Source organism: Afipia birgiae 34632 (genome assembly GCF_000308295.2).
Taxonomy (GTDB): domain Bacteria; phylum Pseudomonadota; class Alphaproteobacteria; order Rhizobiales; family Xanthobacteraceae; genus Afipia; species Afipia birgiae.
The window spans coordinates 609,448-625,587 of sequence record NZ_HG326653.1; the positions used below are offsets into that span (position 1 = coordinate 609,448).

Consider the following 16,140-nt stretch of genomic DNA (forward strand, 5'->3'; position numbering starts at 1 on the left):
CGGGTCAATCCCGCCCTACGTATCCTCTTTACCCGGCCTATAAGACGACAATGCCCGGCACAAGGCCGGGCATGTCAGTTTTTCCTCATTGCGAGGAGCTGTTGCGACGAAGCAATCGAGCTCCTCCGTTGCAGCTTGTCGGGATTGCTTCGCTGCGCTCGCTCTGACGAGAGGAGCAGCAATCCGGCTCAGCCGACCAGCGCGACCTTACTCTTCTCGGCGCGCTTGCGCTCGTTCGGATCGAGGTGACGCTTGCGCAGGCGGATCGACTTCGGCGTGATTTCAACCAGCTCGTCGTCCTCGATATAGGCCAGCGCCTTTTCGAGCGTCATGCGGATCGGCGGCGTCAGGCGCACCGCTTCGTCCTTCGAGGTGGTGCGGATGTTGGTGAGCTGCTTGCCCTTGAGGACGTTGATCTCGAGATCGTTCTCGCGGGTGTGCTCGCCGACGATCATGCCCTTGTAGACCTTCCAGCCTGGCTCGATCATCATCGGGCCGCGGTCTTCCAGCTTGAACATGGCGTAGGCAACCGCTTCACCCTGTTCGTTGGAAATCAGCACGCCGTTGCGGCGACCCTGAATTTCACCCTTGTACGGCAGGTAGTCGTGGAACAGGCGGTTCATGATCGCCGTGCCGCGGGTGTCGGTCATCAGTTCGCCCTGATAGCCGATCAGGCCGCGGGTCGGCGCGTAGAACACCAGACGCAGGCGGTTGCCGCCGGACGGGCGCATCTCGATCATCTCGGCCTTGCGCTCGCTCATCTTCTGCACGACCACGCCGGAGAACTCCTCGTCGACGTCGACCACGACTTCCTCGATCGGCTCCAGAATCTTGCCGTCGTCATCCTTGGTCAGAACGACGCGCGGACGCGACACGGACAGCTCGAAGCCTTCGCGGCGCATGTTCTCGATCAGGATCGCGAGCTGCAATTCGCCGCGGCCTGAGACTTCCATCGAGTCCTTGTCGGCGGCCTCGACCACGCGCAGTGCGACGTTGCCTTCGGCTTCGCGCAGCAGGCGGTCGCGGATCAGGCGGCTGGTGACCTTGTCGCCTTCGGTGCCGGCCAGCGGCGAGTTATTGACGATGAACGACATCGACACGGTCGGCGGATCGATCGGCTGCGCCTGGATTGGCGTCTCGACGGCCGGATCGCAGAAGGTGTCGGCGACGGTGCCTTTGGTCAGGCCCGCGATGGCGACGATGTCGCCGGCTTCGGCGAGTTCGACCGGCTGGCGCTCGAGGCCGCGGAACGCGAGAATTTTGGTGATGCGGCCGGTCTCGACCGTCTTGCCGTCGCGCGACAGCACCTTCACTGACTGGTTCGGCTTCACCGATCCGGAGGAGATACGGCCGGTGATGATGCGGCCGAGATAGGGGTTGGCTTCAAGAATGGTGCCGAGCAGACGGAACGGGCCTTCTTCCACCACCGGCGGCGCGACATGCTTGATGACAAGGTCGAACAGCGGCTTCATGCCGTTGCCGTTGTCCTCAGGCGACGTACCCATCCAGCCGTTTTTGCCGGAGCCGTAGAGAATCGGGAAGTCGAGCTGGTCGTCGGTGGCGTCGAGCGCTGCGAACAGGTCGAACACTTCGTTGACGACTTCGGTGACGCGCGCGTCGGGGCGGTCGACCTTGTTGATGGCGACGATCGGCTTGAGGCCGAGCTTGAGCGCCTTGCCGACCACGAACTTGGTCTGCGGCATCGGACCTTCCGCGGCGTCGACGAGAACGATCACACCATCGACCATCGACAGGATGCGCTCGACCTCACCGCCGAAATCGGCGTGGCCCGGCGTGTCGACGATGTTGATGCGGGTGTCGTCCCACTCGACCGAGGTGCACTTGGCGAGAATGGTGATGCCGCGCTCGCGCTCAATATCATTGGAGTCCATCGCGCGCTCGACCTGCCGCTGGTTGTCGCGGTAGGTGCCGGATTGCTGGAGCAGCTTGTCGACGAGCGTGGTCTTGCCATGGTCGACGTGGGCGATGATGGCGATGTTTCGCAAATTCATGTTCGTTTTCGTTCTGGCCGCTGTTAGCGCGGTCCGCAAAAGGGGGTCTGTCAGCGACCTGCCCAAAAAAAATCCGGCCCGGTCCGCAATGAACCGGGCACGCTTGACTTCTTGCGGCGCAATATAGTCAGGATTTCGCGAAAAACAATGCGATTTTGGGGGGTCCGAAGGGCCTATTTCGGCCCTCGGGAGGCCGATTTGGCCTCACTTTCGTCGCCCGGATAGACTCCTCGCAACACCTCGTCGAAATGGGCTTTGACGGCATCGTTGCAGAGGCACGACCGGGCCGCCAACGCGTCGTGGTTGCGGATCAGGATGGCCCCGCGGCGGGTTTCCAGAATGCCTTCCGCTTTGAAGGTCTGGATCACGCGGCTGGTGTAGCTTCGGCCGACGCCCAGCATGGTCGAAAGCTGCTCGTGGGTGAGGGGAACGAGGTCTTCGCCGGTCCGCTCCCGTGCCGACAGGATCCACTTCGCCGTGCGCTGCTCGATCGAATGGATCGCATTGCAGGCGGTGGACTGAAAGATCTGCGCCAGCATGCAATCGGCGTAGCGCGCGAAAAAATACCGCAGCGTCGGGGATTGGGCCTTGGCGGCATCGAGCTTTGCGACGCGCAGCCGCACAAAGGGGCCCGCAACCTTGACCGTGATGCGCGTGTAGGCTGGCAGATAGCCCAGGCTGACGATGCCGCCCACCGCGCCCTCGCGTCCGACGAGAATGGTCTCCACATCGCGGCCGTCTTCATTCGCCACCAGAAACGACACGAGGCTCGGCCCGCACGGAAAATGCACGATCTGGACGTCGTCGCCGGGATTGTAGAGCAGCTCGTCCGCCTTGGCGTCTGCGGCTTTCAGAAATGGTTCCAGCAAGGCAAAATCCGCAGCGCTCAACCGGCGGAGCAGATTGTTGAAAGGGCGGCCGTCGCTCGCCGCCGCTGGTTGTCGTGTCATAGGTCCCCCCGCCGCCGAAGCGTCAACGTAGCGCAGGTTCCGGGGTTCCTTTGTTCACAAGTGAACAGACGCGGCCGCCCGTTTTATGGTCGGTTCCAGCCGGGAACCGGTGCGGCGGCTTTTGAGCGTCGCGGCCGGGGTTCCACCGGGCTTCGCTCACTCAAGTCTTCGGGACGTAAAACATGAAACCCATCGACCCCACCGGGCCGGCGGCTCAAAGCCCTGCCGAGCTACCCACCGACGTACTCGTGGTCGAGGACGATACGCTGATCGCCATGGACGCCGCCGAGACCATCACCAGCTTTGGCGTGGCCTCCGTCCGAATTGCCCGCAATGTTGCCGATGCCCTGCAAATGATAGCCGCGCATGCGCCGGATTTTGCGCTGCTCGATGTTGGGCTGATCAGGGAAAAAAGCTTCGCAGTCGCCGAGCAACTTGAACGTCAGAAAATTCCGTTCGCGTTTGTCACGGGATATTCCGGACCTGCGGGCGTGCCCGCAACGTTTGCGCATCACCCGGTGCTGCGCAAACCGTATCTGCGCGACGCGTTGCTCGAGACGCTGCGCAGGTGGCGCGATCCGGTTTGATCTTACGCCACGTGGCTGCGCGCGGGACGCGGGTCCTTCGATGACATGTCGAGCAGGAAGGTCTTGCGATCGGCCACTGCGTTGTGGAATTGCTCGAGCGCGATGCTGAACGCCGTCAGCGATCCTTCCTCGATCGCTCCGTCTTCGAAACAATGCAGTGTCTCGCGCATGATCTCGTCGGCTTCCGCCTGCATGGCGTCGAGTTCGTCGATGGAGGTGGTCTTGCGCGCCGCCGTCAGCATTTCCAGCAGCCGCTCGCGCAAGTTGGAATTGGTGACGCGCTCGTCCTTGCGCCAATAGCTGGCGAACCAGGCGCCGGCCGAGCCGAGCGCGGACAGCGCCATCAGGCTGCCCCAGATGTAATCGCTGTATCTGTCGAGGAATGATTTCTCTTCGCCGTCGACATAGGCGGCGGCGCCGGGATGCGCTGGGATAGCGGCATCCTTGTCGGTATCCGGCGTTTCCAGTTTCGCCGTGAGCGGGAATTCGCTCTGGATGGTCTGGCGGATCGAGAACAACTGCCGGGTCAGCGCGCCCGCCGTGGCTTCCGACAGCGATTTCCGCGCCACGATATGGTGCGCGAATGTAATGGTGTCGATCTTGTCATCGGGCCGCGCCGGCTTCGCGCCGAACGATCCCGCGGGAATTTCGCCGGATTCATACGCGGGATATTTTTGCGCTATCGCGTCCGCCGTATCCAGCGAGAGGAACGTCGCTTCCTTGCCGCCGCGCGTGGTCGCCGTGATGGCGTCCGCCGTAATCTTGCTGTTGAGCGGGCCGACCGCGAGGAACGCATCGAGCTTTTCATTTTTGAGAGCTTCGGCAAAGCCCGTGGTGGTGAACTGAACCACCTGGACGCTTTCAGGCTTCACGCCGGACTGTGTGAGAATCACTTTCAACAGGTTGACGTTGGCCTGCGTGCGGCCAATCACCCCGATGCGCTTGCCCGCAAGTTGTTCGATCTTCTTGATGGCGCCCTTCTTGCTGCTTCCGTTCAGCGCCCACAGCACCGCGTAATTCTTGCGGATGCTGGCGATCGCCTGCGCGTCCTTCGGCAACTCGATATCGCCGCGGATGACAGCGAGATCGGTGGTGCCCGCATTGAGGCTCGCGGCGCTTGACGAGGTTCCGTCGGTAATGATCGGCCGCAGCCGGACATACTTCCGGTCGCGCGAGAAGATCTGTGCGATCGACTGAACGACCTTGACATCATCGCTGTAGGGAGGGCCGACCGCGATCCGCAGATGGACCGGACGATTCATCCAGTAGGCTGCACCGCCGACAGCGGCCACGGTCGCCAGCACGGCGGCGACCACGACGAGCATGGCCTTCATTCGGTGCGGCTTGGGTGTACCCGGTGGCCGGGGGGGAGCCTCCGTAGCCATCGATCGGGTGAACATGTCGCGAAAGCCCATGGGTTACCGCGCCTCCCGGCGTTCATCGGTATTATACCAGATCATCGGTGTATCTGCAGGTTCCATGTTCGGCATGGTTAGCGGCCCGAGAGCGGCTTTTCCGTGGCCGCCGGACCCATTGCGGTTGGTATCTGTTGGGAAGGCATGGGCTGGGTTGTAAAGTTCGGGTGATCGAGGAGGCTTGGATGGTGGAACGGCTATCGGCGGAGGCGCGGCGTACGGCGCTTTTGAGGCTCAAGGGCTGGTCGGAGGTGTCCGGCCGCGATGCCATCACGCGGACCTTCACATTTCGGGATTTCAACGAGGCGTTCGGCTTCATGACCCGCGCGGCGCTGGTCGCCGAAAAGAGCGATCATCATCCGGAATGGCGCAACGTCTACAAGACCGTTGAGGTGGTGCTTTCAACCCACGATGCGGACGGCGTGACTGCGCGCGACATCGCGCTGGCGGAAGCGATGGACAGGATCGCGGGGTGAGATCGCAGTCCTCGCCTCGTCATTGCGAGCGAAGCGAAGCAATCCAGAGCTATCGGCGAGAAACTGGATTGCTTCGTCGCTACGCTCCTCGCAATGACGTCTTGTGGCGGGTCGCGCGGTTCCTATGTGATGTGAGCGGATTGTAGCGAGCAACCGCTGAGGGAACTTGAACCATGGCCTCCGACAACACGGCGCATTTCGAGCGGGCTGAAAAGCTCGCGAAGGATCCCGAGCGTGTGCGCCGAAATTTCTGGCTGAAATTCAAACGCCTCGCGACCAGCTTGCCGTTCGCGGAAGAATTGCTCGCTGCCTACTATTGCGCATTCGACCGCGAGACGCCGCGCCATGTGCAGGCGGCGCTGCTCGGTGCGCTGGCGTATTTCGTGCTGCCGTTTGATTTTGTGCCGGACATGCTGCCCGTGCTTGGCTTCACCGACGACGCGGCAGTGCTGGCGACCGCGATCAGGATGGTGGCGAGCCACATCACGCCGGAGCACCGCGCGGCCGCGCATGCGGCGCTGACGCGCGGGCTGGACGAAGAGAACGTCTGAGACGATACGCCCGTCATCCAGAGGTGTGAGCCGTCTTCAGCGAACCTCGAAGGATGGCGGGTTTTTGTTGGTCATCCTTCGAGGCGCGCAAGCAAGAGCGCGCGCCTCAGGATGACGACAACATTCACGGATGCAGGATCACCTTGCCCATGGCCTTGCGCTCGGCAAGCACCTTGAGCGCCTCGGTGGTCTTTTCCAGCGGGAAGGTGCTGTCGACATGGGATGAAATCTTTCCCTCGGCCGCCCACTTCATCAGCTTCTCGAGGGCGGCGCGGCCCTGCTTCGGCTCGCGCTTCATGTGCGCGCCCCAGAATACGCCGCGAATGTCACAGCCCTTGAGCAGTGCGAGATTGAGCGGGATTTTCGGGATGTCACCGGCGGCGAAACCGATCACGAGGAAGCGTCCCTTCCAGCCGAGCGAGCGCACGCCGATCTCGGCGTAAGTGCCGCCGACCGGATCGAACACGATGTCGATGCCCTTCTCGCCGCCGACCCGCTTGAGCGCTTCCTTCAGATCTTCCTTGGCGTAGTTGATGGTCAGTTCTGCGCCGTGCTTCTTGGCGAACTCGAGTTTCTCGTCGCTTGAAGCGCAGGCGATCACCTTCAGTCCCAGCACCTTGCCGAGTTCGCAGGCCGCAAGGCCGACGCCGCCGGCCGCGCCGAACACTGCGAGGGTTTCGCCGGGCTTCGGATCGGCGCGATCTTCCAGAGCATGTAGGGCTGTGCCGTAGATCACGATAACGCCGGCGGCGCGGTCGAAATCGAGATTGTCCGGAATTTTCACAGCCTGCGATGCGGGGATCGCGATTTTCTGACGCGCACCGTTATAACCGCACGATGCCGCGACACGGTCGCCTGGCTTGAGATCGGTCACGCCCGCGCCGACGCTCTCGACCACGCCGGCGATTTCCGCGGCGGGAGAAAACGGAAACGGCGGCTTGATCTGGTACTTGCCCTGAATCATCAGCAGGTCGAAAAAGTTCAGCGCGGCGGCCTTGATCGCGATCACGGCTTCGCCGGGTCCCGCGACCGGATCGGGAATATCGCTCAGCACCAGATCGTCGGGGCCGCAATACTGCGAACAGAGAATGGCTTTCATCGAGACACCTGAAGAGTTCATGAGGAGCGGGACACTGGCGGACTTCTTGCCGGATTTGACGCGGCGCTACAATCTGAATCGCGGGCTGGCGCGATGATGCTTGCGGGATGTAACTATGTTTGAAACACTGCGCTTTCGGAAAGACACCTGCGCGGTCTGCCGCCGTCCCGATTGTGGCTCGGATACTCCCGGACGGATGTGGCAAAGCGCAGCGGTGGTGGGTTAACGTTCCAACAAGCGGTTTGGGGTCTATTGCACGTCCCCGCGGAAGTGCGAGCCATCTTGCAGTCACAATATTGAAGGAACCAGTTTTGGTGATGTCCTTGCAGCGAGCGATGGTAATTCTGGTGGCGGCGTTGCCGGTTTACGGCTTTGCAAATCCCGCGTTCGCCCAAACACCGCAACCCAAGTCTTCTCAGGCCACGCCTGCCGCCAAGCAAGCGCCGAAAGCTGCGGCGCCCGCCAAACCAGCACCGAAAAGCGCCGCGCCTGCGAAACCGGCGGCGCCTGCAGCCGCAGGCAACGCCGAGCCGTCGCTGGTCGGCCAGTTCGGCACCTGGGGCGCCTACACCGCGACGCCGAACGGCAAGAAGGTCTGCTTCGCGCTCGCCAAGCCCGCCTCGTCGAAAACCAATCCGCCCAACCGCCCGCGCGACCCGTCCTATGCATTCATTTCGACACGGCCCGCCGAGAAGGTCTCGAACGAAGTGTCGATCATGATCGGCTACACGCTGAAGCCAGGCTCCGAAGGCTCGCTCGAAGTCGGCGGCTCACGCTTTGCGATGTACTCGCAGGGCGACGGGCTCTGGATCAAGAATGCCGCCGAGGAAGACCGGCTGGTGGACGCGCTGCGCAAGGGCGCGGATGCAACCGTGAAGGGCGTTTCCGCCAAGGGCACCGAAACCACCGACACGTTCCCGCTCAAGGGGCTGGCCCAGGCACTGGACAAGCTGGCGCAGGAGTGCCGGCGCTAGGCCGAAAGACGGTCGCAATTGTCCGGTATTGGCTCTATATAGCGGGTGACGCGACTTAAGGGTTCCGTCACGCCCGGCCCTGTGCCGCCGCAATTTTCCCGAGACACATACCGATATGACTATGACCGAAGCGTCCGGCGTCCTCGAAAAGACCGCCCTTGAAACCTACGTGCCGCCGGCCAAGCCCTCGCTGGTCGGGCTGTCGCGGGCGGAATTGTCGGACAGGCTCGGCGAAATCGGCGTGCCGGAGAAGCAGCGCAAGATGCGCGCGCAGCAGCTCTGGCACTGGATGTATGTGCGCGGCGCGCAGACGTTCGCCGACATGACCAACGTGTCGAAAGACATGCGCGCGGAACTTGAGAAACATTTCACTGTCGATCGGCCCGAAGTCGTCGCCGAACAGATTTCCAACGACGGCACCCGCAAGTGGCTGCTGCGCCTGCCGGGCGATGTCGCCGGACGCGCCCATGAGGTCGAATGCGTCTACATTCCGGAAACCGATCGCGGCACGCTGTGCGTGTCGTCGCAGGTCGGCTGCACTTTGACCTGTTCGTTCTGCCACACCGGCACGCAGCGCCTCGTGCGCAATCTCACCGCGGGTGAAATCGCCGGACAGGTGATGGTGGCGCGCGATCGTCTGGGCGACTGGATCGACCGCGAAACGCCGAACGGCAACCGCCTTGTCACCAACGTGGTGATGATGGGCATGGGCGAGCCGCTCTACAATTTCGATGCGGTGCGCGATGCGCTGCTGATCGTGTCCGACAATGAAGGCATCGGCATTTCCCGCCGCCGCATCACGCTGTCGACGTCGGGTGTGGTGCCGAACATTGCGCGCACCGGCGACGAAATCGGCGTCATGCTGGCGATCTCGCTGCATGCCGTGCGCGATGAACTGCGCAACGAACTGGTGCCGCTCAACAAGAAATACCCGATCAAGGAATTGCTGGACGCCTGCCGCGCCTATCCCGGCTCGTCCAACTCGCGGCGCATCACCTTCGAATACGTGATGCTGAAGGGCGTCAACGATTCGCTTGATGACGCGAAGCTGCTGGTGAAATTGCTCAAGGGCATTCCGGCCAAGATCAATCTCATTCCGTTCAATCCGTGGCCCGGCACCAAGTACGAGTGCTCGGACTGGGACCAGATCGAGAAGTTTTCCGAGTATGTCTTCAACGCAGGCTATTCCTCGCCGGTGCGCACTCCGCGCGGCCGCGACATTCTCGCTGCCTGCGGACAGCTGAAATCGGAAACCGAGAAACTGTCCGCGCGCGAACGTCAGGCGCTGCGCGCCATGGCGATGACGGATTAAGGTATTCAGCCGTCGCCCTTCGAGGCCGCCGCTTTGTGGCGGCGCCTCAGGGTGACGCAACAGAGAGTGAAGCGTCATCCTGAGGTGCGAGCCGTCTGCGGCAAGCTTCGAAGGATGACAGACCAACGGAATAATCCCCCATGGCCGTGATCGGACGCCTGTTCGCGATTTTCTTCGGATTTGTCGCCGCGTGTCTCGTGGCGGGGGCGGTGGTGCTGTACGCGATCTTCTTTCCGGAAATGAATGATGTGTCGCTTGATGTCGATCAGGGCGCGATCAATCTCGTTCTCGGCTTCGGCTTCATCCTGATCAGCGGCTTTGCGCTGCTGCCGGCGCTGGTCATCGCGCTTGTCACCGAAGCCTTTTCGATCCGGCATATTCTTGCCTACGCCGTCGCGGGCGGTTTCGCGGGGCTGTGCTGCTATCTCGGCTTCATTCCGTTCGATACCGTGAACATGACCTTCAACGGCATCGTGCGGCGGCATCTCGAAGTGATGGTCGGCGCGGGGATTCTCGGCGGCGTGATCTACTGGATGATCGCGGGCCGCAATGCCGGTGCATGGCGTTCGCCGTCGCCGGAGCCGCCACCGTTACCGCCACTGCCGCGTTAATCCGGCTTTTGTCCGTCATTGCGAGCGAAGCGAAGCAATCCAGAATTGCAAGCAAGAACTGGATTGCTTCGTCGCTGCGCTCCTCGCAATGACGCAAGAGAACGGAACTACTTCTTCGCCCAGCGCAGCGCCTGTTCGAGGCGGTCGTTGCCCCAGAACAATTCGCGGTCCGCGGTGGTGAAAGTCGGTGCGCCGAAGAATCCGCGTTTGGCGGCGTCCGCGGTCAGGTCGCGCAGTTCCGTCTTGATATCGTCGGCCTGCGCGCTCGCGAAGGTCGCGTCCACCGGCACTTTCAGCTTGGTCAAAATGTCCGCGATCACGTGTGACTCCGAGATCACCCGGTTCTCGGCATATTCGGCATGGAATACGGCGCGGCTGAAATCCTCACCCCAGGTGTCCTTCAATCCCACCAGCGCGACGCGGCTTGCCAGCACGCTCGATTGAGGAAACGCATCCGGCCACCGGAAGCCGACGCCGATCTCGTCGGCGGTCCGCTGCACGTCGCGGATCATATGCTGGCCCTTCACCGGAAACAGGTTGAATGGCGAATCCTTCATGCCTTGCGACGCGAAAATCGGCCCGAGCAGAAATGGCTGCCACCGCACCGAGACACCGGCGGCATCGGCCAGCGGCGCGATGCGTGTCGCGGAGAGGAACGAATAGACAGAGGCAAAATCGAACCAGAAATCCAGAACGGGCTTGGGCATGATCCTGAGACGCTCCCGCCTTGAAGCTCTTTTTTCAAGTGTTGTGTTACAGCCTAGCACGGATCGGGCAGGCCTCCGGAATGCGGCGTGTGGCCACTTTAATTCCCTTGCCGCCTCGGCTACACACCCCCCATGAACCGGATCGGACTTTTCATTGCACTCGCGCTTTCGGTGATTTTCGGGTTGCTGTTCGGCCTCTATCCCGAACTCGATCTGAAAGTCGCAGCATTCTTCTATGACGCGACTACCAAAACCTTTCCGTTGAAGACGGTGACGTGGGCCATGATTGCGCGCGACGGCGCGATGTGGGTTGCGTGGGGTCTTGTCATGCCGGCGCTGGTGACGCTGATCGTCAAGCTGGTGCGGCCGGTGAAGCCGCTGATGATCTCCGGCCGCGCGATGGTGTTTCTGATCGTGACCATGCTGCTCTCGGCGATCATCATCTCCAATGTGGTCTTCAAGGGCCATTGGGGACGTCCGCGTCCCGTCAACGTGGCGGAGTTCAACGGAAAGCTGGACTTCAAGCCGTGGTGGGATCCGCGCGGCGCATGTCCTAAGAACTGCTCGTTCTTCTCCGGCGAAGGCGCCACGGCGTTCTGGACCTATGCACCCGCGGCACTGACGCCTCCGGCGTGGCGTCCTGTTGCATATGTTGCAGCCACCGCGTTCGGTCTTGCGACCGGCGGCTTGCGGATGGCGTTCGGCGGACACTTTTTCACCGACGTACTGTTTTCCGGAATCGCGTCGTTCCTGGTGATCTGGCTGGCCTACGCCTTCATCTACCGCTGGCCATCGACGCGGCTGACCGACTACGGCATCGACGTGGCGCTGACGCGTTTTGCGTGGCCGGGTTATCGCTGGATGCAGAAGCGGCTGGGGAGGGACGTAGGGGATACACCCCGTATCAGGTCGGGCGAGGAGCTCGGAAAGCAGCTTTCGTCATCCTGAACCCTCAGCGTCGTCCCGGCCTTCGCCGGACGATGCGAGTGAAGCCCGGCGGGCTTCCCATTGCCCGCCAATCTTTCTATAGAAAGCCGATCTGATCTCGGCCGGGAGGTCGGGCCGTTGCCCGGCGTGACCCAACACGTCAGCCGCCAATAAACGCGTTCCCGTCCGCGCGAGGTTTGTAGTCGCGCATCCAAGCCGCCAAACGAAATTGCCCGAATGGACGTTCTATGAGTACGATTCTGAAGAGCCTTCCCAAAGGAGAAAATGTCGGCATCGCTTTCTCGGGCGGGCTCGACACCAGCGCGGCGCTGCTTTGGATGAAGCAAAAAGGCGCCCGCGTTTTTGCCTACACCGCCAATCTGGGACAGCCTGATGAGGCCGACTACGACGAGATTCCGCGCAAGGCCATGGAGTTTGGCGCCGAGAAAGCTCGCCTGGTGGATTGCCGGACGCAACTGGTTCACGAAGGAATTGCCGCCATTCAATCGGGCGCCTTCCACGTTTCGACCGGCGGTATCGCTTACTTCAACACCACGCCGCTTGGCCGCGCCGTGACCGGCACGATGCTGGTCTCGGCCATGAAGGAAGACGGCGTCAACATCTGGGGCGACGGCTCGACCTACAAAGGCAACGATATCGAGCGGTTCTACCGCTACGGACTGCTGACCAATCCGGACCTGAAGATCTACAAGCCCTGGCTCGACCAGCAGTTCATCGACGAACTGGGCGGCCGCGCGGAAATGTCGGCGTTCATGACCGCCCACGGGTTCGCCTACAAGATGAGCGCCGAAAAGGCGTATTCGACCGACAGCAATATCCTCGGCGCCACGCATGAGGCGAAGGATCTCGAACACCTCGACAGCGGCATCAAGATCGTCAATCCGATCATGGGTGTTCCGTTCTGGCGTGACGACTGCATCGTCAAGGCGGAGAAGGTCTCAATACGATTTGTGGAAGGTCAACCCGTTGCGCTGAACGGTCAGACCTTCGCAGATCCTGTCGCGCTGTTCCTCGAGGCCAATGTCATTGGCGGCCGACATGGCCTTGGCATGAGCGACCAGATCGAGAACCGGATCATCGAGGCGAAGAGTCGCGGTATCTACGAGGCGCCAGGCATGGCGCTGCTCCACATCGCCTATGAACGCCTCGTCACCGGCATCCACAACGAGGACACCATCGAGCAATACCGGATCAGCGGCATGCGGCTTGGCCGATTGCTGTATCAGGGGCGGTGGTTCGATTCGCAGGCTTTGATGCTGCGCGAGACGGCGCAGCGCTGGGTGGCGCGCGCGATCACCGGCGAGGTGACGCTCGAACTGCGCCGCGGCAACGACTATTCGATTCTGAACACCGAGAGTCCGAACCTGACCTATGCGCCGGAGCGGTTGAGCATGGAGAAGGTCGAGGATGCTCCGTTCACCCCGGGCGACCGCATCGGTCAGTTGACCATGCGCAACCTCGACATTTCCGATACGCGCCGCAAACTGGATCTCTACACAAAGACGGGCTTGCTGTCGGCCGGGGAGGGCTCTCACATCCCCAAGCTCGACAGCGACAAAAGCTGAAGCGCACGAGTGGGACACTGGGGGCGCCCAACCCGGAAGCGGGATTGCACATAGGCTGGTAGAACATGGGCTGGGAGTACATCGCGCCGGATGGGGAGATATTCTCCCCTCATCGATATCCCAACGGGCTTTTCCGTGTGGCGGACCCTGCTTTGGGCGACGTGAAGCATCATGCCAAGAATCAGCTTTCGGTTCGCGAGGATCAGATCGAGAGCTATTTGCAGCAGGGTTTCTTGCTGCGCATGAAAGGCGATGTAGGGGGCAAGGTGAATCTGATTGCCCCCTCTGAGATCAGGCGAATTTGAATGACGTGAGCGATCGTCGCTCAAACAAGACGGCCGGGATTTCTCCCGGCCGTTTTTGCTTCTGCATTGCTTAACGATCGTAAACTTGAGATTGCGACGATCAGGAATGATGTGGGACTCTTGAGTGCGAATCGGGCAAATTCGAATGAATGGGGGCGATACAATAAGTACTTTCACTAGTGGAGGTTCATGTGCCCACTTTTGGTTTTTCGGCTTTCTTGAAGTTGATTTCGCTAAATTCACGGCCTCAATTCACGGCGATCCGAAATCGATCTACCCCGTCTCTATCTGATGGTGGTTATGACTTTCATCGAAGCCTCAAACGATTAGCGCACCGGCTTGTTGTCGGCGGTGAACCGCTCGCGGATCTTTTAAGAGAAGCCGAACGTATCGCGCGTGAACCAGAGCGCAACTCCGCTAAGGCAGGGCTTGAGCGACTAAGCCGTTGGCGTGCCGTAAATTCAGGAAGGGTTCTTAGCTTCGCTTCCGTTTTGTACGAAAGTCCAGCAAAGGAATTCAAAGTTCAATATCAACCGAATTTTGGCATTGAAGTAGATGGGCGGGGCGTTGCCATACATCTTTGGAATACGGCGAAGCCGGATTTAGACGATCGAATGACTTACGGCGCTCTTTCGTTATTTCCCTCGCTCTATGCCGCTCAAAGTGAGCGCCCTAACGATGTTGCGGTCCTGTCATTGCCAGAATCTCGATTGTACCGTCTTTCCGACGTCGGTGATTACACGGAGGTTGGCCTTCGATTAGTACGAAGGCTTGATGATCTATTCGCCCGAGCACGCAGCGAGCCAAGTCGTCCTTCCAGTCCCCCAAGGCATCGCCCGACCCCTCCTATTGATCCGAAGTAGAATGCTTAAACAAAAACGGCCGGGATTTCTCCCGGCCGTTTCCTTGTTTTGCGTCTTGCCTCAGCGCGTGCGCGGAGGTGCGGTGCCCGGAGGCGGCGGCGGCAGTGACGCCTGACCACCGTTCAGCAGCGGCGTGATGTTGCGGATGGTGACGCGGCGGTTGATCCGGCTCGGCCCATCCGTCTGGTCCTTCATGTACTGCTCGCCGTAGCCCTGCGACGTGAGATTTTCCGCAGGCACATTGAACTGCTGGGTCAGCAGCGTCGCCGCCGATTCAGCGCGGCGATCCGACAGCGACAGGTTGTCGACGTCGTTGCCGACCGCGTCGGTGTGGCCCTCGATGAGGAACACCGCGCTCGGGTTGCGCTGGATGGCGCGGTTGAGTCCGTCGGCGATGGCCTGCAGCTTCGCGGCCTGGTCCGGCGGGATCTCCCACGAACCGGTCTCGAAGTTGATGCTGTCGAGATCGATGCTCGGCATGCGCTGGCGCACTGACGGGCTGTAGCGGATTTCATCGAGCGAGTAACGCCGCTCGATGCGCTCCACCGGAGGCGCGATCAGCGTGTCGTAGATCAGTTCGGGCGGCGCATCTTCCGCCTCGACGATGTAGCGGTTCTGCGGAATGCGCAGCACCGGCGGCGGCAGCGCTACGAAGTAGCCACCGATGGCACCGGCGACCACACCGGCGGCCAAGCCGGCACCGAAGCCGGGTCCGCGAGGCCTGTTGTCGATGATGATCACCTCGCGGCCATGGGGGTCGCGCCGGACGCGCCGGAGCAGGCCACCATGGTCGTCGTTGATGGTGATGATCTGGGTGCCGTCCGGACGAACCACGACGGTGCGCGTGTCTCTGCCCTCGCGGGTCACGCGAACGTCGCGCGCGCCGTAGCGGAAACGATCGACATCGTTGTGACGGACGAAGGATTGCCCGTTCGGATCGCGAACGATCACGCGTCCCGGTTCGGTGATGACGGTACGTCCGCCTTCTGTCCGTTCCTGACGCTGGCCGCGGAAATCATCCATTCGTGCGGTGGGACGCGTACCGGGCTGCTGGACCGGGATCGGCGTCGCCTGAACCGCAGGTGCCGGCGGCAGCGGCGCGGCAACGGGAGCCGTCACGGGGGAGGAGGGCGTACCTGCGGGCATTCCCGGCGGTGGGCCCTGACGTTGACCGCGACGGTCGCCGAAGCCGGGTTGTCCCGGGGCAGGCGGCTGGCCCGGCGCAGGTGTTGCGCCAGGTGCTGCGGGTGGCGTCGTCGCGCCCGGTGCGGCAGGCGGTGTTGCGCCCGGTGCCGTGGGTGGTGTCGCACCCGGTGTCGCGCCCGGCGTAGCGGGTGGCGTTGCTCCCGGAGTCGCGGGAGGCGTCGCAGGCGTCGTTGTAGCCGCTGGCGGCACGGGTGTCGGCGTCGGCGCAGCGCCGCCGGGTGCTGGTGGACGCGCATCGTCACGTGGCGGCGTTACATCACGCACGCCGGGCGCAACCGGAGGCGCATTCGGCGGACGCTGCGGTGCAGGCGCGGTCGACGGCGCACCGGCTGGCGGTGTCGCAGTTGATGGTGCCGGTGCCGGTGCTGCGCCTGGCGCTGGCGGAGCCGGTGGTGCCGGGCGTGCGGCCGGAGGCGGCGGAGGTGCAGTCGTCGGCGCGGGCGCTGCTTTCGGAGCTGCCGCAGGCGGCGGAAGCGGAGGAGGAGGCGCAGCCGTTGGGTGCCGCGAGGAGGCGGTGGAGGTGCACGCCGTTGGGCGGAGGCGTGGGCGGAGGGTCGGC

General features: G+C 62.2%; 16 protein-coding genes. 10 read left to right on the forward strand and 6 right to left on the reverse strand.

The window, feature by feature from the left end:
- Nucleotides 1-188 precede the first annotated feature (188 nt).
- Nucleotides 189-2,012: a translational GTPase TypA gene (gene typA / locus BN32_RS16865; protein ID WP_019199170.1), complete on the reverse strand. Its 1,824-nt coding sequence runs from the start codon at nucleotides 2,010-2,012 to the stop codon at nucleotides 189-191.
- Nucleotides 2,013-2,185: 173 nt separating this feature from the next.
- The gene (locus tag BN32_RS16870; RefSeq protein ID WP_019199169.1) at nucleotides 2,186-2,962 is read right to left on the reverse strand and encodes a Crp/Fnr family transcriptional regulator; all 777 of its coding nucleotides are present in this window, start codon (nucleotides 2,960-2,962) and stop codon (nucleotides 2,186-2,188) included.
- Nucleotides 2,963-3,144: 182 nt separating this feature from the next.
- Here BN32_RS16870 and BN32_RS16875 point away from each other — a divergent pair, with 182 nt between their 5' ends.
- Nucleotides 3,145-3,549 carry a response regulator gene (locus BN32_RS16875; protein ID WP_019199168.1) on the forward strand — a complete coding sequence of 135 codons (405 nt, stop codon included), beginning with the start codon at nucleotides 3,145-3,147 and terminating at the stop codon, nucleotides 3,547-3,549.
- A gap of 2 nt (nucleotides 3,550-3,551) precedes the next feature.
- Here BN32_RS16875 and BN32_RS16880 read toward each other — a convergent pair whose 3' ends face one another.
- Nucleotides 3,552-4,964 (reverse strand): TAXI family TRAP transporter solute-binding subunit, encoded by a 1,413-nt coding sequence (locus BN32_RS16880; protein WP_040426612.1) that lies wholly within the window; start codon nucleotides 4,962-4,964, stop codon nucleotides 3,552-3,554.
- Between the two features lie 185 nt (nucleotides 4,965-5,149).
- Between BN32_RS16880 and BN32_RS16885 the strand changes: the two genes are divergently transcribed.
- Complete coding sequence (locus BN32_RS16885) at nucleotides 5,150-5,440, forward strand: 4a-hydroxytetrahydrobiopterin dehydratase (protein ID WP_019199166.1); 291 nt, start codon at nucleotides 5,150-5,152, stop codon at nucleotides 5,438-5,440.
- A gap of 173 nt (nucleotides 5,441-5,613) precedes the next feature.
- Entirely contained in the window at nucleotides 5,614-5,991 is a 378-nt protein-coding gene (locus tag BN32_RS16890) for a YkvA family protein (protein WP_019199165.1), read from the forward strand.
- A gap of 124 nt (nucleotides 5,992-6,115) precedes the next feature.
- Here the strand turns inward: BN32_RS16890 and BN32_RS16895 are convergent, their stop codons facing one another.
- The gene (locus BN32_RS16895) at nucleotides 6,116-7,090 is read right to left on the reverse strand and encodes an NADPH:quinone oxidoreductase family protein (RefSeq protein WP_040426857.1); all 975 of its coding nucleotides are present in this window, start codon (nucleotides 7,088-7,090) and stop codon (nucleotides 6,116-6,118) included.
- A 335-nt stretch (nucleotides 7,091-7,425) separates the two neighbouring features.
- Between BN32_RS16895 and BN32_RS16900 the strand changes: the two genes are divergently transcribed.
- From BN32_RS16900 to BN32_RS16910, 3 genes are all read left to right on the forward strand, one after another.
- Nucleotides 7,426-8,064, forward strand: a complete 639-nt coding sequence (locus BN32_RS16900; RefSeq protein WP_019199163.1) for an invasion associated locus B family protein — start codon at nucleotides 7,426-7,428, stop codon at nucleotides 8,062-8,064.
- Between the two features lie 115 nt (nucleotides 8,065-8,179).
- Entirely contained in the window at nucleotides 8,180-9,376 is a 1,197-nt protein-coding gene (gene rlmN, locus BN32_RS16905) for a dual-specificity RNA methyltransferase RlmN (protein WP_040426613.1), read from the forward strand.
- 140 nt (nucleotides 9,377-9,516) lie between these two features.
- Nucleotides 9,517-9,987 (forward strand): hypothetical protein, encoded by a 471-nt coding sequence (locus BN32_RS16910; RefSeq protein WP_019199161.1) that lies wholly within the window; start codon nucleotides 9,517-9,519, stop codon nucleotides 9,985-9,987.
- Nucleotides 9,988-10,094: 107 nt separating this feature from the next.
- On the opposite strand, the gene BN32_RS16915 is transcribed toward BN32_RS16910, so the two are convergent.
- A complete protein-coding gene (locus BN32_RS16915; protein ID WP_019199160.1) occupies nucleotides 10,095-10,694 on the reverse strand; it encodes a 2-hydroxychromene-2-carboxylate isomerase in 600 nt (199 codons plus the stop codon).
- A 132-nt stretch (nucleotides 10,695-10,826) separates the two neighbouring features.
- Between BN32_RS16915 and BN32_RS16920 the strand changes: the two genes are divergently transcribed.
- The 3 genes from BN32_RS16920 to BN32_RS16930 all read left to right on the forward strand — a co-directional run bounded on the left by BN32_RS16920 (nucleotide 10,827) and on the right by BN32_RS16930 (nucleotide 13,512).
- Nucleotides 10,827-11,642, forward strand: a complete 816-nt coding sequence (locus tag BN32_RS16920; protein ID WP_019199159.1) for a phosphatase PAP2 family protein — start codon at nucleotides 10,827-10,829, stop codon at nucleotides 11,640-11,642.
- Nucleotides 11,643-11,869: 227 nt separating this feature from the next.
- A complete protein-coding gene (gene argG, locus BN32_RS16925; protein WP_019199158.1) occupies nucleotides 11,870-13,207 on the forward strand; it encodes an argininosuccinate synthase in 1,338 nt (445 codons plus the stop codon).
- 65 nt (nucleotides 13,208-13,272) lie between these two features.
- A complete protein-coding gene (locus BN32_RS16930; protein WP_019199157.1) occupies nucleotides 13,273-13,512 on the forward strand; it encodes a hypothetical protein in 240 nt (79 codons plus the stop codon).
- 923 nt (nucleotides 13,513-14,435) lie between these two features.
- Here the strand turns inward: BN32_RS16930 and BN32_RS26290 are convergent.
- Complete coding sequence (locus tag BN32_RS26290; protein WP_347334988.1) at nucleotides 14,436-15,770, reverse strand: OmpA family protein; 1,335 nt, start codon at nucleotides 15,768-15,770, stop codon at nucleotides 14,436-14,438.
- Between the two features lie 2 nt (nucleotides 15,771-15,772).
- On the opposite strand from BN32_RS26290, the gene BN32_RS28150 reads away from it, so the two are divergent.
- On the forward strand, nucleotides 15,773-16,140 hold a 368-nt coding region (locus tag BN32_RS28150; RefSeq protein ID WP_347334990.1), incomplete at its 3' end, for a hypothetical protein.